Origin of the sequence: Facivitalis istanbulensis, assembly GCF_040560405.1 — a bacterium.
Classification (GTDB): Bacteria; Pseudomonadota; Alphaproteobacteria; order Sphingomonadales; family Sphingomonadaceae; genus Sphingomonas; species Sphingomonas istanbulensis.
Window position 1 is genome coordinate 122683 of record NZ_JAVSCQ010000003.1, and the last position, 20350, is coordinate 143032.

Here is a 20350-nt window from a genome sequence, read left to right on the forward strand (position 1 = left end):
ATCCTCCCCGGCAACGGGGAGGGAGGACCGCCGCGCAGCGGTGGTGGAGGGGGATCGCCAAAAGGGCTGACCCATGGGGAGCCCCCCTCCGTCAGTCCTGCGGACTGCGACCTCCCCGTGCCGGGGACGAGCGATTTTTGAGGAGTGATGACGATGAGGATGTTCGGTCGCAAGACCGGGCGGGGGGCCGCGCGTCCGCTGCTCGGGTTGGGCTTGGCCCGGTCGGGGGTGCCGCTGACCGGGGCGGCACCCTCCTATGAAAGCCAGGTGCGGGAGGGATATCTACGCAATCCGGTGGCGCAGCGCGCGGTGCGCATGGTCGCGGGCGGGCTGGCCGATGCGCCGCTGGCGGCCTCTCACCCGGAGCTGATCGCGCTGGTCGCGGCGCGCTGCGAGGGGCAGGCGCTGCTGGAGACGGTGGCCGCGCATCTGCTGCTGCACGGCAATGCCTATGTGCAGATCCTGCGCGATGCCGAGGGCCAGGTCGCCGAGTTGTTCGCGCTGCGCCCCGAACGCGTCACGATGGAGCTGGACGCGAGCGGCTGGCCCGCCGCCTTTCTCTATCGCGCGGGTGGACGGGTGACCACCTTGCCAGTCGATCCGGTCAAGCCGCAGGTCGTGCATCTGAAGAGCTGCCACCCGCTCGACGATCATTATGGTCTCGGCTGCCTTGGCGCAGCGGCGGGGGCGATCGCGATCCACAATGCCGCCACCGCCTGGAACCGCGCGCTGCTCGACAATGCGGCGCGGCCTTCCGGCGCGCTGGTCTATGATCCGGGCGACGGTTCGACCCTGACCCCCGACCAGTTCGAGCGGTTGCGCGTCGAGATGGAGGGATTTGCGGGCAGCGGCAATGCCGGGCGACCGCTCCTGCTGGAGGGCGGGCTCAAATGGCAGGCGATGAGCCTGACGCCCGCCGAACTCGATTTCATCGCCGCGAAATCGTCGGCGGCGCGCGAGATCGCGCTGGCCTTTGGCGTGCCGCCGATGCTGCTCGGCCTGCCCGGCGACAACACCTACGCCAATTATCGCGAGGCCAATCGCGCGCTCTGGCGACAGGCGATCCTGCCGCTGGCCGGCGCGATCCTGAGCGGGCTGGCCCAGGGACTGGCGGGCTGGTTCGCGGGCGCGAGCCTGTCGGTCGACGTGAACCGCGTCACCGCGCTGGCCGAGGAACGGCAGATGCTCTGGGCGATGGCGGCCGCGGCCGATTTCCTCGATCCGGCGGAGAAGCGCGCCATGGTGGGCCTGTCATGAACGGCCCCGGTCTGGACGCCGAAGTGCTGGCGCGGCTGATCGCGCAGGCCGCCGATGGTGGCGCGGATCTGGTGACGCTGCGCGCCATTGCCGAGGAAGCGGGCGAGCTGGGCGCGACGCGGGCGCTGACCCGGCTGGGCCTCGCCGATGCGGACGCGGCGGGCGATGTCGCCGAACTGCGCGAGCTGCTGTCCGCCTGGCGCGAGGCCAGGTCGTCGGTGTGGAAAAGTGCGGTCGGCTGGCTGACGCGGCTACTCGGCGCGCTGCTGCTGGCCGGGATCGCGATGCGGCTGGGCATGGAGGACGGGCTGAAATGAGCCTGACCTTCACCGGCTATGCCGCGATCTGGGACCGGATGGACCGTGCGGGCGACGTCATGCGGCGCGGGGCCTTTGCCGATGCGCCGCCGGTGCCGCTCCTCTGGCAGCATCGGGGGAGCCCGATGGGGCGGATCACCGCGCTGGCCGAGGACGATATCGGCCTGTCGGTGGCGGGGGCGGTGGAGGATCCCGCGCTCGCCGCGATGGTCCGGGTGGGCACGGTCGCGGGCCTGTCGGTCGGATATCGCCCGCGCGCCGTCCATCAGGGGGGCGTCCGCGCGATCCTGTCGGCCGACCTCATCGAGATCAGCCTGGTGACGGTGCCGATGCAGCCGCGCGCCCGCGTGATTCAGATTTCAACCAAGGGGGATTGATATGGACGTGATCGAACGACCCGTGCTGGACGGCGCGACGGTCCGTGGAGGCGGCGCCTTTGACGGCTATGTGCGCAGCGGCGCGACCGTCGAGATGAAGGCCTTTACCGGCACCACCGGCGACAGTGGCGGTTTCGCCGTGCCGCGGGAGATCGATGCCGCGATCGCTGCGGTCCTGAAGACCGCCTCGCCGATTCGCGGCATCGCCAATGTCGTGACCGTGGGATCGGCGGGCTATCGCAAGCTGGTGACGACCGGCGGCACGCCCTCCGGCTGGGCGAGCGAGACGGCGGCGCGGCCCGAAACCGCAACGCCGACTTTCGTCGAACTCGCGCCGCCTATGGGCGAGCTGTACGCCAATCCTTCGGCCAGCCAGGCGATGCTCGACGATGCGGCCTTTGACGTCGAGGGCTGGCTCGCGGGCGAGATCGCGACCGAATTCGCGCAGGCGGAGGGCGCCGCCTTTGTGAACGGCACGGGCGTCAACCGGCCGCGCGGGTTCCTGACCAATCCGGTCTCGACGGCCAGGGACGGGGTGCGGCCCTTCGGCACGCTGCAATATCTGGCCAGCGGCGCGAGCGGGGCGTTCGCCGATGGGGGTGAGGAACGGCTGGTCGATCTGGTCCAGAGCCTGCGCGCGCCCTATCGGCAGGGGGCGTGTTTCGTGATGAACGCCACCACGGCGGCGCGGATTCGCAAGATGAAGACGGCCGATGGCCATTTCCTCTGGGCGCCGGGGCTGGCGGCGGGGCAGCCCGCGACGCTGCTGGGCTATCCGGTGGTCGAGGCCGAGGAGATGCCCGACATCGCGCTGGACCAGTACGCCATCGCCTTCGGCAATTTTCAGGCGGGCTATCTGGTCACCGAACGCGCGGAGACCGCGATCCTGCGTGATCCGTACAGCAACAAGCCGTTCGTGACCTTCTACGCCACGCGCCGGGTCGGCGGCTGCGTCAGCGACTCGGAGGCGATCAAGCTGATGAAATTCTCGACCAACTGAGCCTGAACAGGGCGTCCGGTATCGAGTGGGCCGGTATCGAGTGGGCCGGTATCGCGCGGGCGGAGAAAAATCGGGGCAGCCGGCAGGGGGCTGCCCCGTAGTTCAGGGAGGATGCCGGACCCGGCCGGGGGGGCGCGGGGCGGCATGGCCGTGCCCAAGGGGGAAGCGGGCAGCGGCTAGGACTGGTTCTGCACCACAAGTGTGACGGTCATGTGTCGCAGCTTTGCCAAATTGTATCGGCGAGGGAGAAAATCGCGATGAGCGGGACGATGGAGCCCATGCCGGCGGCTGTCGTGGCGGCGGCGGCGGACGCCGTGCGCATGTTGCTGCGGCTGGAACAGGGGAATGAAGAGGCGGTTGTCGCGCGAGTCGCGGCGACGGCGCTGGGCCTGGCGGAGAGTTTCTGTGCCCAGCGGTTGATCACGCGAGAGGGACGCGAGCGGCTGATCGGCGGGGGCGACTGGCGCGCGCTGGGCCTGGTGCCGGTGCGGACGATCCTGTCGGTGGCCGATGCGGATGGCGTGGCCGTGCCATCGGACAGCGCGCGAATCGATGACGATGGGCGCTGCTGGATCCGCGCGGAGGGGGTGGTCGTCGTCCGGTGCCGTGTGGGCCTGGTCGAGGAATGGGACGGCCTGCCGCCCGAAATCGCGCATGGCGTGGCGATCATGGGCGCGCATCTGTTCGACAATCGCGCGGCGAGTGCGGAGCCGCCCGCCGCCGTCGCGGCGCTGTGGCGGCCCTGGCGGCGGATGCGGCTGGACGCGCGGCGGGCATGGGCGGCGTGAGCGCGCGCGAAGCCATGCGCGCCGGGTTGCTGACCGCGCTGGGCACCGCGCTGCGCCCGTTGTCGGTCGCGGTGTTCGACGCCCCCCCGGTGCGCGGCGGCGTGCCGCAGGTCGTGCTGGGCGAGCCGCTGGAGAGCGACTGGGGCGCGGCGGGGGTGGAGGGGCGCGAACTGCGCTGGCCCGCGACGCTGACCGATGAGGGGGAGCGGCCCGTGCGGCTGCGCGCCGTCGTGGCGGCGGCGGAGGCGGTGCGGTTGCCGGCCATGCTGGCGGACGGCTGGCGGGTGGCCGGGCTGGTCGCGACCACGACCCGCTTCGTCCGGGGCGCGGGGCCCCGCTGGGCCGTGACGATCGAATGGCGCGCGCGGCTGTGGCGCGCGGCACAATAGGGGGAGACGGGATATGGCGATCGAAAAGGGAAGTGCCTTTCTGTTGAAGATCGGGGACGGGGCCGAGCCGCCCGCCTTTGCCACCATGGCCGGGCTGCGCACGACGCAGCTTTCGATCAACGGCGAGACGGTGGTGGTGACCAGCAAGGATTCGGGCGGCTGGCGCGAGTTGCTGTCGGGCGCGGGCGTGCGGCATGTCAGCGTCGCGGGCGCGGGCGTCTTCACCGGATCGGCGGCGGAGGCGCGGATGCGCGGCCATGCGCTGGCGGGAACGATCGAGACCTATCGCCTGAGTTTCGAGAGCGGTGGATCGATGACCGGGCGGTTCCTGGTCACGCGCCTCGACTATGCGGGCGATTTCAATGGCGAGCGGACCTACACGCTCGCGCTGGAAAGCTCCGGCGCGGTGGTGGCGGCATGAGCGGCGCGGCGAATCCGATCCGCGGCGAGGCGGCCTTGCGCGTCGGCGGCACCGAGCTGACCGTCCGCCCCAGCTTTCAGGCGCTGGTCGCTGCCGAGGGCGAACTGGGCCCGCTCTTCGCGTTGGTCGAGCGCGCGGCCGAGGGCAAGCTGTCGCTGGGCGAGGCGGCGGCGCTGATTTGGCACTGCCTGCACGACATGCCCGAAGGGTTGAGTCGCGAGCAGCTGGGCGAAGCGCTGATCGAGCTGGGGCTGGCGGCGCTGGCGCCCGTGCTGCGTCAACTGCTGCGCCAGATTCTGGGCGGCCGATGACCTTTGCCGAGCAGGCGGCGCGGCTGTCGGGGATGGCCGGGGCGGTTCTGGGCTGGTCGCCCGACCGCTTCTGGCGCGCCACGCCGGCCGAGCTTCATGCCGTGGTGGCGGCGATGACGGGGGCGGGGCGTGGGGAAGGCGATCCGCCTTCCCCCGCCACGCTGGCCCGGTTGCGGGAGATGTACCCCGATGGATGAGCAGGATGTCACGCCGCGCCTCGACCTGCGCGGCTTCCAGGCGGACATGGCCGCGATGCGCGCCGAATTGTCGCGCGGGCTGGGCGACGCGGCCGAACTGGGCGCGCGGACGATCGAGACGTCGCTGCTGCGCGCGGTGCGGACCGGCCGGTTCGGGTTCGACGAACTGAAGGCAACCGCGCTGTCCGCGCTCGACGCGATCGCGCGGGCCGCGTTGCGCGAGGGCGTGGGACAGGTGAGTGGCGGGCAGGGGCTGCTCGGGCTGCTGGGCGGACTGGTCTCCGGCCTGCCGGGGCGGGCGACGGGCGGGCCGGTGGCGCCCGATCGGCCCTATTGGGTCGGCGAGCGCGGGCCCGAACTCTTCGTGCCGACGACCAGCGGGCGGATCGAGGTGCCGGGGTCCGGTCGCGCCGGGCGCGATGTGCGGGTGGCGATCACCATCCACGCCCCGGCGGGCGAGACGGGTGCGGTGTTGCAACGCTCCAGCCGACAGGTCGCGCGCGCGGTGCGCGCCGCGCTGGCGGAGGACTGACCATGGATTATTGGCTGTGCGATGCCCGCAAGGCGCAGCGCGAGGACCGGCTGTCGCGCTTCGACCCGCGCTACTGGACGGTCGATTTCCCGCGGCCGATGATGGCGGCGGTGGTCGCCACCGCGCCCGATGCCCTGCGCGTCGATGCGGTCTTCTATCGCGCCGACGATCTGGCGGGGCTGATCTGGGACTCGGCGGACCGGCATGACCATCCCCTGCTGCGCTACGACACGGTGCGCGACTATCGCGACTGTCGGCTGCGCTTCCGCTGGCGCTCGGGCGGCATCAAGCCGCTCGACGCGCGGCACGGCCCCACCCTGACCATCGAGGGGCGGGACGAAAGCGGCGCCGCGCGTAGCTGGTATGTCCGGCTGTGGAACTATGCGACCGGCAGCACGGAGGATGCGCAGGTCGTGATCGACTTCGCGCAACTGGCGGGCGGGTTCAAATTCCCGGAGGATCGCGATCCCGTCTGGGTGGGCGATGTCGACCGGATGTTCGTGTCGCTGGTCGCGCCCGAATATGACGCGGGCGCGCGACTGCTCGACCGCCCGGTCGAGGGCTGGGCGGAGATGACCGGGATCGTCTGCGACGGGCCCGGCGCGGTACTCGGCATCGGCGCGGCGGTCCTGCCCGAACAGGGGTTGCGGATCGCCAGCGGCTATGACGACAGCTACCACCTGACACCTACGCGATTGCTGCGCAATATGCTGCACCTCGGCTATCGCGGCGGGATCGTCCATTATGTCGGCATGAGCCATTATTTCCGGCTCGAACCGCTGGGCGAGGGGCTGTATGTCAGCCTGGCCGGCGGCGCGTTGAACAGCGCCTGTGCTTCCTGGCATCGCGGCTTCGCGGCGGGGGCGCAGGCGCTCGGCTATGAGCTGATATGGTCGCTGTCCTATGAATTGTTCGACGCGCATTGCTGGAACGACTGGAAGCAGCGATCGGCGGATGGCGCGCCCGCCCTGACCGGCTGGTCGCCGCCTTCCACCCTGCTCAGCCCGGCACAGGATGGGGCCATGGCCTATCTGCGCAGCGTCGCCGCCGCCTTTCTGGCGATCGGGGCAGAGGCAGGGCTTTCGCCCCGGTTCCAGGTCGGCGAGCCGTGGTGGTGGGTGCGGCCTGAGGATGGCGCACCCTGCCTGTACGACGCGGCGGCGGTCGCGGCCTTCGCGCCCGTTCCGATGGCGAGCATCCGGGGCGCCAGGAGCGCGGACGAGCGCGCCACGCTCGACCGGGCGGGCGCATGCCTGGCGGCGTCGACCGCTGCCCTGTGCGCGGCGGCGAAGGCGGCGGCGCCCGGCTGCATCACCCATTTGCTGACCTATCTGCCCACCGTGCTGGACGCGCAGGCCCCCGAGGCGCCGCGCGCCAACATGCCGGTCGGCTGGGCCAGCCCCGCCTTCGACGTGCTGCAGCTCGAGGATTATGACTGGGTGACCGAGGGCGACAGCGTGTCGACCCGCAAGGGCGTGGCGCTGGCCGAGGCGCGGCTGGGCTATCCGCCGGAGCGGCAACATTATTTTTCGGGCTTCGTGCTGCGCGCCGATCAGCGCGCGCAGTGGCGCGCGATCGTCGCGGCGGCCGAAATCGCGCGGGCGCGCGGCGTCGCGGCGACCTTCCTGTGGGCCATGCCGCAGGTGATGCGCGACGGTTTCACCTGTTGGGAAGGGGGCGAGGACACCATGCAGGCCTTTGACGATGTGCTGTTCCCGCTGGCGCTCGGCCGTGCGGCGGAGGTCAGTCCGGGCTTCTCCACCGCGATCCTGACCAGCGCGGGCGGGCGCGAGGCGCGCAACGCCGCCTGGGGCGAGGCGCGGACGGGTTATGACGTCGGGCCGGGCATCCGCTCGGCGGCGGACATCGCGCTGCTGCTCGATTTCTTCCGCGCCCGGCTGGGCCCGGCGCGCGGCTTTCGCCTGCGCGACCCGTTCGACAGCGCGGGTTCCGACGAACGGATCGGCACCGGTGACGGCGCCACCCGCCGTTTCGCGCTGGTCCGCCATTATGGCGATCAGGCGCGGCGCATCACCCGGCCGGTCGCGGGCAGCATCCGTGTCCGTGTCGATGGCCGGAGCGCGGCGGGCTTCACGCTGGAGCCGGGCGGCTGGCTGGTGTTCGACAGCGCGCCGGTGGCGGGGGTGGCGATCACCGCCGACTTCCTCTTCGACGTGCCCGTCCGCTTCGCCGAGGATCGGCTGAGCGTCGCGCTCAGCGGGTTTCAGGCGGGCGAGGCGGCGTCGGTCCCGTTGGTCGAGGTGCGCGAGGCATGAGCGGCGATACGCTGACCGGCTGGGTCCTGTGCTGGCGGATCGAACGGCGCGACGGGGTGACGATCGGGCTGACCGGCCATGATCGGGATCTGTGGCGCGACGGGGTGCTCTACCGCGCCGCGCCAGGCCTGACGCCCAGCGCGATCCTGCGCGGCGACGGGCTCGACCCCGAGGGGATGGAAGCCAGCGGCGCGCTGACCAGCGCCGCGATCGGCGAGCGCGACCTGATCGCCGGGCGCTGGGACGGCGCGGCGGTGGCGGTGATGGCGGTCGACTGGACTGGCGAGGCCGCGCCCGTGCCGCTGGGCGAGGGGGTGATCGGCGCGGTGCAATTGGGTGAGGGCGGTTTCAGCGCCGAACTGCGCGGGGTGGGCGCGCTGCTCGAACGGCCGGTGGCGGAGGAGACCAGCCCCGATTGCCGCGCCACCCTGGGCGACCGGCGATGTCGCGTGCCGATGGCCGGGCGGCGGCGTTTTGCCCGCGTCACCGGCTGGGATGGCGAGGCGATGCTGACCGTCGATGCGGTCGAGCCGGTCGCCAATGCCTATGGCCACGGGCGGCTGGTCTGGTTCGGCGGGGCCAATGCCGGGCTGGAGGCGGCGGTGCTGCGATCGGAGGGACGCCAGTTGTGGCTCGCCGCCGCGCCCGCCTTCGCGGTGGAGGGCACGCCGCTGATCGAACTGGTCGAGGGGTGCGACAAGCGATGGGAGAGTTGCACCGGCCGGTTCGGCAACGGCGTTCATTTTCGCGGCGAGCCCTTTCTGCCGGGGATCGACCTGCTCACCCGTTATCCCGGCGCATGAGCCGGGTGGAGCACGCGGCGCGCGCACTGATCGGCGTGCGCTTTCGGCTGCATGGACGCGATCCGGCGCATGGGTTGGATTGTGTCGGGCTGGTCGCGGCGGCGACCGGGCGGGACGCGCCCAGCGGCTATGGCTGGCGCAGCGGGCATGCGGGGCGGGCGATGGCGCTGCTCGATACGCGATTCTCACGGGGGGGTGCGTGGGCGGGCGGCGTCCTGCTGCTGCGCGCGGGGCCGGGGCAGCTGCATCTGGCGATCGGCGTGGCGGACGGGATCGTCCATGCCGATGCCGCCCTGCGCCGTGTCGTCTGGCGGCCGGGCACGCCGCCCTGGCCGCTGCTGGGATGCTGGAAGGGGGAGGGATAGATGGCGACCTTGGTTCTGGGCGCGGTCGGCCGCGCGCTGCTGGGGCCGGTCGGCGGCGCGATCGGCGCGTTGATCGGCAACCGCGTCGACCATGCGGTGCTGGGCCCGCGCCGGCGGCAGGGGCCGCGCCTGACCGAGCTGGCGGTCCAGACCTCCAGCTACGGGACGCAGATGCCCGCGCTGTTCGGCACGATGCGCGTCGCTGGGCCGGTGATCTGGGCGACCGACCTGATCGAAAGCCGGGGCGTCAGCGGCGGCGGCAAGGGACGGCCGGGCGTCGAAAGCTATAGCTACACCGCCAATTTCGCGGTCGCCCTTTCGGCGCGGCCGATCCGGCGCGTGGGGCGCATCTGGGCCGATGGCCGGCTCCTGCGCGGCGAGGGGGGCGATTTCAAGGTCGCGACCGGCTTCCGCCTGCATGCCGGTGGCGAGGACCAGGCGGTCGATCCGCTGATCGCCTCGGTCGAGGGGGCGCAGGCACCCGCCTATCATGGGCTGGCCTATGCGGTGTTCGAGGGGCTGGCGCTGGCCGAGTTCGGCAATCGCATCCCGCAATTGACCTTCGAACTGGTCGCGGATGAAGGGCTGGTGCGTTGCGGCACCATCGCGCAGGCGATGTCGCCGCATGTCCGGCCGGGCGATCCGGGGGCGGCGCTGACCGGCTTTGCCGCGAGCGGGGGCAGCATCCGCGCCGTGCTGGAACTGCTCGCGGATGTCAGCGGCGGCCAATGGGTGGCGCAAGGCGACGGCATCCGACTGGTCGCGCCCGACGCGGCCGCCACCCCGGCGCTGGCCGTCGTCGACGAGGCGATGGCCGCCACGGGCCATGGGCGGCGCGGCCAGCGGCAGATGGCGGGCGAGGCGAGCATCGCCGCCAGCGTCACCATCGCCTATTACGACCCGGCACGCGATTATCAGATCGGGGTGCAGCAGGCGCGGCGCGCTGGCGGGGTGCGCGACGATCGGCTCGATCTGGCGGCGGCGATCGACGCGGCGACGGCGCGGACGCTGGCGCAGGACCGGCTGGCGCGGATCATGGCCGAGCGGGTGAAGCGGATCGTGACCCTGGGCCCCGAGTCGGTGGCGATCGCGCCCGGCACCGTCCTTGCGATCGCGGGCGAGGCGGGGCGCTGGCGCGTTGTCGAGGCGGGATGGGAGGCGATGGCGGTACGGCTCACCTGCGTGCCGCTGGGCCGGGCGGGGCCGCGCCTGTCCGCCTCGCCGGGGCGCGCGGTCCGGGCGGTCGACCGGACGATCGGGACGACCCGGCTGGCGGTGTTCGAGATGCCGCCGCTGGACGACCAGTTGCTGGCCGGTCCGCGCCTGTCGATCGTTTCGGCGGGCGGACCCGGCTGGCGACAGGCCGCGCTCGCCTATCGGCTGGACGATGCGGACGGCTGGACCAGCATCGGCCCCAGCGCGCTGCCGGGGGTGATGGGGCGCCTGGTCGACCTGTCGCCGGGGAGCGCGACGGCACTGATCGACCGGCGCGGCGGGATCATCGTCCGGCTGGCGGAGGATCTGGCCGACGCCGATGCCGCCGCGCTCGACGCCGGGGCCAATCTGGCCTGGCTCGGCGATGAACTGATCCAGTTCGCGCGCGCCGTGCCGCTGGGCGACGGGCATTGGCGGCTGAGCGCGTTGCGGCGGGGCCTGCGGGGAACCGAGGCGGCGGTGGGCGCGCAGCGGGTGGGCGATGGCTTCGTCCTGCTCGACGCCGCGACGACGCGCATGCTCGACCTGCCCGCCACCGCGCTGGGGCGGCGGGTGCAGGTCCTGGCGCATGGCGTGGGGGATGGCGCGGAGGGGGTTTCGGCCGCCGCGATGCTGACCGGCCTGTCGGTGTGTCCGCCCGCGCCGGTGCATTGGCGGTGCCGTCGCGGCGCGGACGGTCGCGTCACGCTCGGCTGGACGCGGCGGAGCCGCAACGGCTGGCGCTGGATCGACGGCGTGGACGCGCCGCTGGGCGAGGAGGTGGAGCGCTATCGCCTGACCATCGGCGACCGGGATGAGGAGGTGACGGAGCCGCGCTGGCGCGGCGCGGTCGCGGACGGAACGCGGGTGGCGATCCGCCAGATGGGGATGGTCGCCGTATCGCGACCGCTTCTCGGTATCATTGGGGAGGAAGGATGATGGTGGATTCGACAGCGCGCTGGGCATTGCCCTTTCTGGTGGCCGGGCAGGCGCAGAAGGAAATCACCCATAACGAGGCGCTGGCGGCGCTGGACCTGATCGTCCAGCCCTGTGTCGAGGCGGTGGGGCGGAACGCCCCGCCCGCCGACCCGATGCCGGGGCAGGGTTGGATCGTCGGCGCGCAGCCGGTCGACGACTGGGCCGGGCAGGCCGATCGCCTGGCCGGATGGACCGAGGGCGGCTGGCGGTTCGTCGCGCCGCGCCTCGGCCTGGCGGTCTGGAGCAAGGCCGATTCCTGCCGTGCCGAATGGGACGGCGATGCCTGGCGCATCGGTCTGGTCGTGGGACGCGGGTTCCGGATCGGCGAAAAAACCGTGATTGGCGCGCAACAATCGGCGATCGCGGATCCGGTCGGCGGCCAAGTGGTTGATTCCGAAGTACGAACCGTGGTTTCCACGCTATTGGAAGCGCTTAGGACACATGGTTTGATCGCCGCAGGATAATGGAAAATCTGTGCTTTTAATGCCACAGTCCGGGGCTTTTGTTTGCTTGCGTGGAAACCAACCCTCCGATAGTGAGTTTGCGCTGTCCGTAGTGACAACCAAGAAAGGGGACTATGATGCGGAAGCTTGCCATTGTTCTGGCACTCGCCTCCACCGCTCTGGCTTCGCCTGCCCTCGCCCGCGACAAGTCGTGGTACGTCGGCATCGAAGGCGGCGGGATGATCGTCGAAGACATCGATTATGATGTCGCCGGCGCCACGCGCAAGGGCGTTACCAGCGTCGACCATGATTATGGTTACGACGTCGACGCCGTTATGGGTTACGATTTCGGCGGCTTCCGCCTCGAAACCGAAGTCGGCTATCGCCGTGCGACCCTCGACGGCCTGAGCTCGACCACGCTGACCAACACCGGCATCGGTGCTGGCACCGTTCCGGCCGGCAACTATGACTATGCCGGTGGTTCGACCTCGGCGCTCAGCTTCATGCTGAACGGCCTGCTCGACTTCGGTCCCGATGACGGCATTCAGGGCTTCGTCGGCGGCGGTGTCGGTGTGGCGCGCGTCAAGGCGAAGTACGCCCTGAACCGTCGGGCCAACTTCCTGGACGACTCGGACACCGTGTTCGCGTGGCAGGCTCTGGCGGGCATCCGTGCGCCGCTGACCGACCATCTCGACGCGACGCTGAAGTATCGCTTCTTCAACGCCGAGAGCGTCAAGCTGGTCGACGTGGCGAACAACAACTTCGACGGTCGTTTCCGGTCGCACTCGATCCTGGGTGGCGTGACCTACAACTTCGGCGAACCGGCGGCTCCGCCCCCCCCGCCGCCGCCCCCGCCGCCGCCGCCTCCCCCCCCGCCGCCCCCGCCTCCGGCTCCGGAGCCCGTGGTCTGCTCGCCGGGTCCGTTCATCGTGTTCTTCGAATGGAACAAGTCGGACGTCACCCCGGAAGCGGCGTCGATCCTCGACAACGCGATCACCCAGTACCAGAGCTGCGGCAATGCCCGCGTGATGGTTGCCGGCTTCACCGATACCTCGGGTACGCCGCGCTACAACATGGGTCTGTCGCAGCGTCGTGCCGACGCGGTGAAGGCGTACATGACGTCGCGTTCGATCCCCGATGGCTCGATCTCGACCGAGGCGTTCGGCGAACAGCGCGACAAGCTGCGTGTTCAGACTGCGGACGGCGTCCGCGAGGTCCAGAACCGTCGCGTCGAAATCACCTACGGTCCGGGCGCTGGCCAATAAGCCACGCTCAGCCAAGGCTGATTGCAAAAGAGGGAGGTCGGCGAAAGCCGGCCTCCTTTTTTATGGCCCGGCTTTCGGTAGCGGGCGATGCCCGTCCGCGCGGGATTGGCGTGACATGGTGCAGGGTCTTTGCTGATCGTGTCCCCCGCCTCCGGGCGTGACGCCTCGGCCGCCTTATCCCGGCCGATCGGGGGCCGCGCGGCCCTGAAAATCGATTCACCATTTATTGGGGCCTGACGCTTACGCAAAGCCGGCAAGCTGGGGGACAGGTCATTCCGCGCCGAGGGCAGACGTTCAGACATCGCGAGGCGCGTCGCCAGGTCAACATCCCGTGCCGGATCAAGACCGAGCGCGCCTGGGGGGATGCGTGCATCCACAATATCTCGTCGCGCGGCATGATGATCAGTTGCGACGATCCGCTGGCGCCCGGTGACTATGTCGATATCCGTCGTGGACATCAGGTCGTGATCGGGCGGATCGTCTGGCGGCGCGATCGCTTTTCAGGCTTGCGGGCACAGGACATTGTCGATGCCGATATTCTCATCCGCGAGCCTCGACTCGATCGCCGCCCGGCCCAAGGCCCGGATACCAGCGATCGGCGCGCCGGGCGGCGCGCTACGGCCAGTTTAGACCGGGCACCGCGCCACCCGGATCAGGCGTATCGACACGAGCAGAGCCGCATTCTTTCCAGCCGGCTGCAATTCGGCGCGATCTGTGCCTTTGCCGTCGCGGCGGCGGTGGTGATCGCGATGCAGGTGCCGCCATTGCTGACCGCTTCGACGCAGCAGATCGCCGCGGCCCTGGCGATGCCCGCGCCGAGCAAATAGCCGCGCGGATCGCGGCTCAGTCCTGGGCGAGCGCCTCGGCCAGCCAGGCAGGGCGTAGCGCATCGCCCAGCGCCTCCACGCGGCGATGTTCGACCATCAGGCCCAGATCGGGATAGCGCGCCCGCGTCCGTGCCCCAGCTTCGCCCAGCGGCGCGACCACCAGACGGCGATTGACCTTCGCGCGATGATGCATCCGCGCGGTATTCTCCTGTCCGACATAGCAGCCCTTGGTGAAGCTGACGCCGTTCAGTTCGCGCGCATTGCATTCGAGCCACAGGGTCTCGCCCGCGCCAAGCTCGCCCACGCCCTCGATCACGCCGAGCGACAGGCGATGTGCGACCCAACCGCTGGCGGGCACACCGGCGGGGGCGAGCCACCGCTTGCCCAGTTCGGGCAGGCGCGGATCGTCCGGACGCCCTTCGGCGGATCGGCTCCAATGCACCGCGAGATCGTCCAGCGGTGCGATCGTGATCGCCCGCCGCAGCCGATACAGGGCCAGCCGCCGTGCCAGCGCCTCGGCCTGGTCGCCCTCCGCATCGATCAGCACGGCGTCGCCATCGGCCCAGAGGATGAAGTCGAACAGCGCCTTGCCCTGTGGCGTCAGCAGTCCCGCCCAGCGCGGCGCATCGGGGGCCAGCCCCGTCACGTCCTGCGTGACGAGCCCCTGGAGAAAGCCGCGCACATCCTCACCGGACAGGCGGATCAGGCGGCGGTCGGAAAGGGTGGTGGCCGGGGTGGTATCGTTCATGGCGGCAAGGTAGGGAGGCGGGACCATACGTGAAAGGCCCGTTTGCCATGACCTTTGATCTGCTTCTCTCCGGCGGCACCGTGCACACCCCCGGCGGCCCGGTGCGGGCCGATGTGGGCATCCGCGACCGGCGGATCGTCGAGATCGGGGCGCGGGGTGATGCAGGACGGGTGATCGATTGCACCGGCCTCGACATCCTGCCCGGCGTCATCGACACGCAGGTGCATTTCCGGGAGCCCGGCCTGATGCACAAGGAGGACCTGGCCAGCGGCAGCCGCGCGGCGGTGATGGGCGGCGTCACGGCGGTCTTCGAAATGCCCAACACCAAGCCGAATACCGATTCGGCCGAAGCCATCGCCGACAAGCTGGTCCGCGCGCGGACGATGTTCTGCGATCATGCCTTCTATGTCGGCGCGACCAACCACAATGCGCGCGATCTGGCCGAACTGGAGCGGATGCCGGGTACGGCGGGGGTCAAGATCTTCATGGGGGCCTCGACCGGCGATCTGCTGGTGTCGGAGGATGGACGGCTGGCCGAGGTGCTCGCCGCCGGCCATCGCCGCGTCGCCATCCACGCCGAGGACGAGGACCGGATGAACGCGCGCGCGGGCGAACGGGTCGAGGGCGATCCGTCGTCGCATCCCGTCTGGCGCGATGACGAAAGCGCGCTGCTCGCCACGCGCCGCATCCTGCGGCTGGCGCGCGAGGCCGGGCGTCGGATCCACATCCTGCACGTCACGACGCCTGCCGAACTGGAATATATTGCGGGTCACAAGGACATCGCGACTTGCGAGGTGACGCCGCAGCATCTGACGCTGGCGGGCGAGGAGGCCTATCCGCGCCTCGGCACGCTGGCGCAGATGAACCCGCCGATCCGCTCGGGCGCGCATCGCGACGGGCTGTGGTATTGGCTCAACCAGGGCGTGCCCGACGTGATCGGATCGGACCACGCGCCGCACACGCTGGAGGAAAAGGCCAAGCCCTATCCGGGCAGCCCCAGCGGCATGCCGGGGGTGCAGACACTGCTGCCGCTGCTGCTGGACCATGTGGCCCATGGCCGCCTGTCGCTCCAGCGGGTGATCGAACTGACCAGCGCGGGCGCGCAGCGCATCTTCGGCATCGTCGGCAAGGGACGGATCGCCGCGGGCTATGACGCCGACTTCACCATCGTCGACCTCCGGAAGCGCTGGACGGTCGAGGAGCAATGGCTCCAGTCCAAGTGCGGCTGGTCGCCCTTCACCGGCATGGAGCTGACCGGCAAGCCGATCGGCACGATCGTGCGCGGTCAGGTCGCGATGTGGGAGGACCAGCTGGCCGCCGCCCCGACCGGCGCGCCGCTTCGTTTCGAAGCGGTCGATTTCGGATGAACGTGGCGCGGTGGGCGACCCTGCCGGTCGCCCACTGCCATCCCGTCCCGATCCCCGCTGCGGAGGCTGCGCGTCTGGCCTGGAAAGGCCCCGCCGGGTGCCCATGCGACCGCGCTTGAACGGCTGGACGGCCAAACCCGAAAGCGGCCGTCGGTCGGGGTGACTCCGAAGGGCAGGGGAAACCGGCCCCCCGACGACGGGATCAAAAGATAGCCGACGGGATCAGAAGGGCAGCCACCGCGACTTGTGCGTGAAATTCATATAGCCGACATTGACGCCCGCGCGCCAACCGACGCCCAGCCGCACCGGGATCAGCACCACATTGCCGCGCCGCAGATAGGTCGCCGCGAAGCCGCCGACGAAATAGAGCCGCCCCTCGGCCGCGGGGAAGCGATGAAACAACTCCTCGGTGTCGTACAGGTTATAGACCAGCACGAAGACCTTGTTCGCGTCGCCGCCGATGTCGAAGCCCAGCGACGGCCCGGTCCAGTAGACGGGCATCTGGCCCTCCACCTTGTGCGTCATGATGCCCGAGCCATAGCGCAGCCCCACCACGAACGCGCCCGACGCCTCGCGCCCGGCGATATAGGCGTTGGGGCGCCCCTGTTCGCGCAGGATGCGCTCGATCATCCCCGCCAGGCCCTCGGCCCCCTTGCCGAACACGCCTTCGCCTGCCGCGAGCAGGTCGTCGCGCTCGAACGTGTCGGCGGCCTGGGTGGTTTGCGTCGCGGGCGAATCCGGCGTCGTTGCGGGTGGCGTCGTGTTGGAGGGGGTGTCCATCGGCACTTGCGTGGAGGGTGTGATCTGGACCGGCGCGACCGGCGTCGTGGTGCGCTGGGCGGGGCGCGAGGGCTGGGTGCCCAGATCGCTGTCAATGCCCTGGTTGGGATCGATGGTGCGCACCTGCGCCAGGGCGGGGCCCGCCGCCGCGACACACAGGCCGCACAGAACCGACAGACCCAGACGAACGAAACGCATGACCTTCAAACTCCCCCGGCGAACCGAATGCCGGACGTTAACCAGCCGGCGCCTTGCAGTGCAATGAATGACAAAGCACGCTTTGGTCGATTTTCCGCATAAAATCCTGTCCAATCCCGGTTGATTGCCTCCACCGGCCCCGCTATAGCCGCACCTCGCCGCAGCCGGAGACGTGGGTGAGTGGCTGAAACCAACGCTTTGCTAAAGCGTCGTACGGGAAACCGTACCGAGGGTTCGAATCCCTCCGTCTCCGCCATTTGCGCCGCTGAACCTTCCGAATAGTGCTTGGCGCCTCTGCCGGCCGCTTTCCGCCGGGGGAGAGCGCGGGCGGCTGCCTCAACGCTACAGCCCCTATGTCCTGACACCGGCAACGGCCGCATTTGGCCTGTCGTCCTCATCATCCGCGGCAGGTGGAAAGGCCGTCTTTCCTACACCGATTGTGCAGATTTTCTATTCGGGAGATCGCCTACGCTTTGTATGCTAAAAAGTTCCAGTACTTGACTATAGTTTCCGCGAAAGCGTCCATATTCTGTACTTGAATATTCCGATTATCGGCATGACTCATCGGTTCTGATCGGCGATAAGGATTGCCGTAGTTTTCTGACGATTGGGGGTAACATGTCTCGATTCACGACCATGCTCGCTACCTTGACCGCCGCAGCGACGTTGATCGCCGCCGATGCCCAGGCCTGTACGCGGGTCGTCTATCACGGCCCCGGCGGACGAAATATCACGGGCCGGAACATGGACTTCAAGGACCCGATGGTCAGCAACTTCTGGGTTTTCCCGCGCGGGATGAAGCGCAACGGCGCCGCCGGTCCACGCTCGGTCAAATGGACGTCGAAATATGGCAGCCTCGCCGTCTCCGGCTACGACATTTCGACCGTGGACGGCATGAACGAGGCAGGCCTCAACGCCAGCCTGCTATGGCTCACCAGCACCGGTTTTCCCAAGGACGACAAGACCACGCCGCGCATGTCGCTGGCGATCTGGGCGCAATTCTATCTCGACCAGTTCGCAACGGTGTCCGAAGCCGTTGAATATACCCGCGCCCATCCGATGCAGATCGTGTCCGGCGAAGTGCCCGGACGGCCCGGCAGCCTCGCCCCGCTCCATCTGACGCTCTCGGATGCGAGCGGCGACAGCGCGGTTCTGGAGTGGATCGGCGGAAAGCTGAACATCCATCACAACCGAGCCTATCAGGTGGTGACGAACGACCCGCCCTTTGACGATCAGCTCGCGCTTCAGAAATATTGGAGCGCGGTCGATCCTCTAAAATTCCTGCCCGGCAGCGGACGGTCCGAAGACCGGTTCGTACGCGCCGGCTTCTACATCAATGCCGTGACCCAGAGCGATGACCCGAGGATTGCCGCCGCCGCGGTGTTCAGCGTGATCCGCAACGCCTCGGCGCCTTATGGCGTGAGCCTTCCCGAGGCGCCCAATCTCTCCACCACCCGCTGGCGCGTGGTGGCGGACCAGAAGAGCAAGGTCTTCTTTGGCGAATCCGCAACATCGCCCAATATCTTCTGGGTGGATGTGAAGAAGCTCGATTTCTCCGAAGGCGCGCAGGTCCGCAAGCTGGACCTTGGCGTGGACATGGCGCGTATTTTGTCCGGCGAGGTGTCGAGCCAGTTCGTCCCTGAAAAGCCGTTCGCCTTCATGGCGGCCGAATAAGGGCCTGGCCGCCGAGTGCCGCTGTAGCGGCGGCGCTCGGTGGTCGCGGCCCGGCCTTTGACCGGCCATTAGCCGCGGGATGCGCGGATGATCAGCCCTGGCGCGCGGGCCGCCCGCTGATCTCCGCGCCGGCGTTGCGGTCGAAACGCGCATTGACGAAGATCGCGCTCAGCGAAATCAGCGTCACCGTCAGGAACGCCGCCGAGAAATCGCCGAAGTCGGGCGTCATCCGCCCGCCGATCCGCATCGCGGTGTGCAGCGCGGTCGCCGCGATGCAGATGCCGAGCGACAGCATCAATTGCTGGAACGTCGCGTAGAAGCTGGTCGCCGCGCTCATCCGGCTCTTGTCCACCTCGTCATAGGCGATGGTGTTGTAGGCGGTGAAATTGAACGACATCAGAAAGCCCGACACGACCAGCACCGCGAATATGGCGGGCACCGGCCATCCGGGCCGGAAAAAGGCGCAGATGGCATAGGACAGCGCCGACAGCGCGCCGATCACCATCAGGCTGGAGCGGAAGCCGAACCGGCGCAGGATGCGCTGGGCCATGCTCTTCATGCCGAACGAGCCGATGGCCGTCGCCACCGTGATCGTCCCGCTCTGTGCCGCGCTCATCCCGAACCCGAGCTGCATCATCAGCGGCAGCAGGAAGGGCTGTGCGCCCTGGGTGATGCGGGTCAGCGAACCGCCGATCACCGACAGGCGAAAGGTGGGCAGGCGCATCAGCGTGATGTCGAGGATCGGATGCGCCGCATGGCGGGCGTGGCGCAGATAAAAGGCCCCCGCGACCAGCCCGATCAGGACGAGGGCCAAGGTGAGTGCGCTGGCGCCCGAGCGGCTGCCGGCTTCCAGCCCGGCGAGCAGGCATCCGAGCGAAATGGCGGACAGGAAAAAGCCGGGCCTGTCGAACGGATGCGTCACCTCCGCCCGGATATCGGCGATGAAGCGACCGACAAGCACCACGCCCAATATCCCGATCGGCAGATTGAGCCAGAAGATCCAGCGCCAGTCGAGATAGGTGACGATGAACCCGCCCACCGGCGGCCCCAGGATCGGGCCGATCAGCGCGGGCATGATGAGCCAGGACAGCGCCGACACCATGTCCCGCTTGGCGACCGAGCGCAGCAGGACCAGCCGTCCGACGGGCATCATCATCGCCCCGCCCATCCCCTGGAAGAAGCGCGCGGCGGTCATCATCGGCAGGTTGGGCGACAGGCCGCAGGCGATCGAGCCGAGGACGAAGATGATGATCGCGGTACGGAATACCGGCTTGGCCCCGAACCGGTCGGCCATGGTGCCGGAGGCCGGGATGAAGATGGCGAGCGCCAGCAGATAGGAGGTCAGCGCGACGCTCATCTCGGGCGCGCGGACGCCGAAATCGCGCGCCATCGTGGGCAGCGCGGTGGCGAGCACGGTGGCGTCCAGATTTTCCATGAACATCGCGCAGGCGATGATGAGCGCGACGGTGCGATAGTTGCGGCTGGGAGCCTCTTGCGGGCCGAGATCGGTGGTCTTGGCCATCCGGTCCCCGGCGGGGACGATGCCGTCGCGGAGTTCGGCATGGACGGTGGCGATCCCGCGTCGCCGGGGGCGCAGACGCGCCAGGGATTCGGGCAAATGAAGATTCATCGCGGCATTACGGTCCTTGTCGCCCCCGTATTGCATCTGGAACGGTCCATGCCGGTCGGGTATCCGTGTGTCGAACCCGCGCAACGGGAGTCGCCATCCATAAGGCGGCCGCTCCACAGGGACCATCCCTTTGGGACCATCGCATAGGACCGCTTCCGCGTGGTGTGACAGCGAAATCGGGCGAAGCCAGCGGGCAGGGCCGGGGGCGGGGCG

The 20350-nt window shown here is 69.5% G+C and carries 22 protein-coding genes and 1 tRNA gene; 20 read left to right on the forward strand and 3 right to left on the reverse strand.

The window, feature by feature from the left end; genetic code table 11:
- The first annotated feature begins 153 nt into the window (after positions 1-153).
- The 17 genes from RN629_RS03260 (at position 154) to RN629_RS03340 (ending at position 13740) form a co-directional block, all read left to right on the forward strand.
- A complete protein-coding gene (locus RN629_RS03260) occupies positions 154-1257 on the forward strand; it encodes a phage portal protein (RefSeq protein WP_407033835.1) in 1104 nt (367 codons plus the stop codon).
- Complete coding sequence (locus tag RN629_RS03265; protein ID WP_407033836.1) at positions 1254-1574, forward strand: DUF6127 family protein; 321 nt, start codon at positions 1254-1256, stop codon at positions 1572-1574. Before RN629_RS03260 ends, RN629_RS03265 begins: the two co-directional genes overlap by 4 nt.
- On the forward strand, positions 1571-1951 hold the full coding sequence (locus RN629_RS03270; protein WP_407033837.1) for an HK97 family phage prohead protease: 381 nt from the start codon (positions 1571-1573) through the stop codon (positions 1949-1951). Before RN629_RS03265 ends, RN629_RS03270 begins: the two co-directional genes overlap by 4 nt.
- Before the next feature lies 1 nt (position 1952).
- The gene (locus RN629_RS03275; RefSeq protein WP_407033838.1) at positions 1953-2951 is read left to right on the forward strand and encodes a phage major capsid protein; all 999 of its coding nucleotides are present in this window, start codon (positions 1953-1955) and stop codon (positions 2949-2951) included.
- A gap of 257 nt (positions 2952-3208) precedes the next feature.
- Positions 3209-3739, forward strand: coding sequence for a head-tail connector protein (locus RN629_RS03280; RefSeq protein ID WP_407033839.1), 531 nt, complete (start codon positions 3209-3211; stop codon positions 3737-3739).
- Positions 3736-4128 carry a tail completion protein gp17 gene (locus RN629_RS03285; RefSeq protein WP_407033840.1) on the forward strand — a complete coding sequence of 131 codons (393 nt, stop codon included), beginning with the start codon at positions 3736-3738 and terminating at the stop codon, positions 4126-4128. Before RN629_RS03280 ends, RN629_RS03285 begins: the two co-directional genes overlap by 4 nt.
- Positions 4129-4141: 13 nt before the next feature.
- Complete coding sequence (locus RN629_RS03290) at positions 4142-4549, forward strand: phage major tail protein, TP901-1 family (RefSeq protein ID WP_407033841.1); 408 nt, start codon at positions 4142-4144, stop codon at positions 4547-4549.
- Positions 4546-4860, forward strand: coding sequence for a gene transfer agent family protein (locus RN629_RS03295; protein WP_407033842.1), 315 nt, complete (start codon positions 4546-4548; stop codon positions 4858-4860). Before RN629_RS03290 ends, RN629_RS03295 begins: the two co-directional genes overlap by 4 nt.
- Positions 4857-5057 (forward strand): phage tail assembly chaperone, encoded by a 201-nt coding sequence (locus RN629_RS03300; RefSeq protein ID WP_407033843.1) that lies wholly within the window; start codon positions 4857-4859, stop codon positions 5055-5057. Before RN629_RS03295 ends, RN629_RS03300 begins: the two co-directional genes overlap by 4 nt.
- Entirely contained in the window at positions 5050-5589 is a 540-nt protein-coding gene (locus RN629_RS03305) for a tail tape measure protein (protein ID WP_407033844.1), read from the forward strand. The genes RN629_RS03300 and RN629_RS03305 overlap by 8 nt, the downstream gene beginning before the upstream one ends.
- 2 nt (positions 5590-5591) lie before the next feature.
- Positions 5592-7865: a DUF2460 domain-containing protein gene (locus RN629_RS03310; RefSeq protein WP_407033845.1), complete on the forward strand. Its 2274-nt coding sequence runs from the start codon at positions 5592-5594 to the stop codon at positions 7863-7865.
- Complete coding sequence (locus RN629_RS03315) at positions 7862-8668, forward strand: DUF2163 domain-containing protein (RefSeq protein WP_407033846.1); 807 nt, start codon at positions 7862-7864, stop codon at positions 8666-8668. Before RN629_RS03310 ends, RN629_RS03315 begins: the two co-directional genes overlap by 4 nt.
- Entirely contained in the window at positions 8665-9033 is a 369-nt protein-coding gene (locus RN629_RS03320) for a peptidoglycan endopeptidase (RefSeq protein WP_407033847.1), read from the forward strand. The genes RN629_RS03315 and RN629_RS03320 overlap by 4 nt, the downstream gene beginning before the upstream one ends.
- Positions 9034-11166, forward strand: coding sequence for a phage tail protein (locus RN629_RS03325; protein ID WP_407033848.1), 2133 nt, complete (start codon positions 9034-9036; stop codon positions 11164-11166).
- Positions 11166-11669, forward strand: a complete 504-nt coding sequence (locus tag RN629_RS03330; RefSeq protein WP_407033849.1) for a DUF2793 domain-containing protein — start codon at positions 11166-11168, stop codon at positions 11667-11669. The genes RN629_RS03325 and RN629_RS03330 overlap by 1 nt, the downstream gene beginning before the upstream one ends.
- 116 nt (positions 11670-11785) lie before the next feature.
- The gene (locus RN629_RS03335) at positions 11786-12913 is read left to right on the forward strand and encodes an OmpA family protein (protein ID WP_407033850.1); all 1128 of its coding nucleotides are present in this window, start codon (positions 11786-11788) and stop codon (positions 12911-12913) included.
- A 272-nt stretch (positions 12914-13185) separates the two neighbouring features.
- On the forward strand, positions 13186-13740 hold the full coding sequence (locus RN629_RS03340; protein ID WP_407033939.1) for a PilZ domain-containing protein: 555 nt from the start codon (positions 13186-13188) through the stop codon (positions 13738-13740).
- A gap of 16 nt (positions 13741-13756) precedes the next feature.
- Here the strand turns inward: RN629_RS03340 and ygfZ are convergent, their stop codons facing one another.
- The gene (gene ygfZ / locus RN629_RS03345) at positions 13757-14488 is read right to left on the reverse strand and encodes a CAF17-like 4Fe-4S cluster assembly/insertion protein YgfZ (protein WP_407033851.1); all 732 of its coding nucleotides are present in this window, start codon (positions 14486-14488) and stop codon (positions 13757-13759) included.
- 47 nt (positions 14489-14535) lie between these two features.
- Here ygfZ and RN629_RS03350 point away from each other — a divergent pair, with 47 nt between their 5' ends.
- Positions 14536-15855 carry a dihydroorotase gene (locus tag RN629_RS03350; protein ID WP_407033852.1) on the forward strand — a complete coding sequence of 440 codons (1320 nt, stop codon included), beginning with the start codon at positions 14536-14538 and terminating at the stop codon, positions 15853-15855.
- Between the two features lie 222 nt (positions 15856-16077).
- Here the strand turns inward: RN629_RS03350 and RN629_RS03355 are convergent, their stop codons facing one another.
- A complete protein-coding gene (locus RN629_RS03355; protein ID WP_407033853.1) occupies positions 16078-16833 on the reverse strand; it encodes an EipA family protein in 756 nt (251 codons plus the stop codon).
- A 166-nt stretch (positions 16834-16999) separates the two neighbouring features.
- On the opposite strand from RN629_RS03355, the gene RN629_RS03360 reads away from it, so the two are divergent.
- Both RN629_RS03360 and RN629_RS03365 read left to right on the forward strand, forming a co-directional pair.
- A tRNA-Ser gene (locus RN629_RS03360) sits at positions 17000-17089 on the forward strand.
- A 362-nt stretch (positions 17090-17451) separates the two neighbouring features.
- The gene (locus RN629_RS03365; protein WP_407033854.1) at positions 17452-18507 is read left to right on the forward strand and encodes a linear amide C-N hydrolase; all 1056 of its coding nucleotides are present in this window, start codon (positions 17452-17454) and stop codon (positions 18505-18507) included.
- A gap of 91 nt (positions 18508-18598) precedes the next feature.
- On the opposite strand, the gene RN629_RS03370 is transcribed toward RN629_RS03365, so the two are convergent.
- The gene (locus RN629_RS03370; protein ID WP_407033855.1) at positions 18599-20137 is read right to left on the reverse strand and encodes an MFS transporter; all 1539 of its coding nucleotides are present in this window, start codon (positions 20135-20137) and stop codon (positions 18599-18601) included.
- Positions 20138-20350 lie beyond the last annotated feature (213 nt).

Bases quoted from the DNA above. Each gene is read 5' to 3' on its own strand.
- RN629_RS03260 (WP_407033835.1), top strand. From the start codon at position 154: ATGAGGATGTTCGGTCGCAAGACCGGGCGGGGGGCCGCGCGTCCGCTG.
- RN629_RS03265 (WP_407033836.1), top strand. From the start codon at position 1,254: ATGAACGGCCCCGGTCTGGACGCCGAAGTGCTGGCGCGGCTGATCGCG.
- RN629_RS03270 (WP_407033837.1), top strand. From the start codon at position 1,571: ATGAGCCTGACCTTCACCGGCTATGCCGCGATCTGGGACCGGATGGAC.
- RN629_RS03275 (WP_407033838.1), top strand. From the start codon at position 1,953: ATGGACGTGATCGAACGACCCGTGCTGGACGGCGCGACGGTCCGTGGA.
- RN629_RS03280 (WP_407033839.1), top strand. From the start codon at position 3,209: ATGAGCGGGACGATGGAGCCCATGCCGGCGGCTGTCGTGGCGGCGGCG.
- RN629_RS03290 (WP_407033841.1), top strand. From the start codon at position 4,142: ATGGCGATCGAAAAGGGAAGTGCCTTTCTGTTGAAGATCGGGGACGGG.
- RN629_RS03295 (WP_407033842.1), top strand. From the start codon at position 4,546: ATGAGCGGCGCGGCGAATCCGATCCGCGGCGAGGCGGCCTTGCGCGTC.
- RN629_RS03300 (WP_407033843.1), top strand. From the start codon at position 4,857: ATGACCTTTGCCGAGCAGGCGGCGCGGCTGTCGGGGATGGCCGGGGCG.
- RN629_RS03305 (WP_407033844.1), top strand. From the start codon at position 5,050: ATGGATGAGCAGGATGTCACGCCGCGCCTCGACCTGCGCGGCTTCCAG.
- RN629_RS03310 (WP_407033845.1), top strand. From the start codon at position 5,592: ATGGATTATTGGCTGTGCGATGCCCGCAAGGCGCAGCGCGAGGACCGG.
- RN629_RS03315 (WP_407033846.1), top strand. From the start codon at position 7,862: ATGAGCGGCGATACGCTGACCGGCTGGGTCCTGTGCTGGCGGATCGAA.
- RN629_RS03320 (WP_407033847.1), top strand. From the start codon at position 8,665: ATGAGCCGGGTGGAGCACGCGGCGCGCGCACTGATCGGCGTGCGCTTT.
- RN629_RS03325 (WP_407033848.1), top strand. From the start codon at position 9,034: ATGGCGACCTTGGTTCTGGGCGCGGTCGGCCGCGCGCTGCTGGGGCCG.
- RN629_RS03330 (WP_407033849.1), top strand. From the start codon at position 11,166: ATGGTGGATTCGACAGCGCGCTGGGCATTGCCCTTTCTGGTGGCCGGG.
- RN629_RS03335 (WP_407033850.1), top strand. From the start codon at position 11,786: ATGCGGAAGCTTGCCATTGTTCTGGCACTCGCCTCCACCGCTCTGGCT.
- ygfZ (WP_407033851.1), bottom strand. From the start codon at position 14,488: ATGAACGATACCACCCCGGCCACCACCCTTTCCGACCGCCGCCTGATC.
- RN629_RS03350 (WP_407033852.1), top strand. From the start codon at position 14,536: ATGACCTTTGATCTGCTTCTCTCCGGCGGCACCGTGCACACCCCCGGC.
- RN629_RS03355 (WP_407033853.1), bottom strand. From the start codon at position 16,833: ATGCGTTTCGTTCGTCTGGGTCTGTCGGTTCTGTGCGGCCTGTGTGTC.
- RN629_RS03365 (WP_407033854.1), top strand. From the start codon at position 17,452: ATGTCTCGATTCACGACCATGCTCGCTACCTTGACCGCCGCAGCGACG.
- RN629_RS03370 (WP_407033855.1), bottom strand. From the start codon at position 20,137: ATGAATCTTCATTTGCCCGAATCCCTGGCGCGTCTGCGCCCCCGGCGA.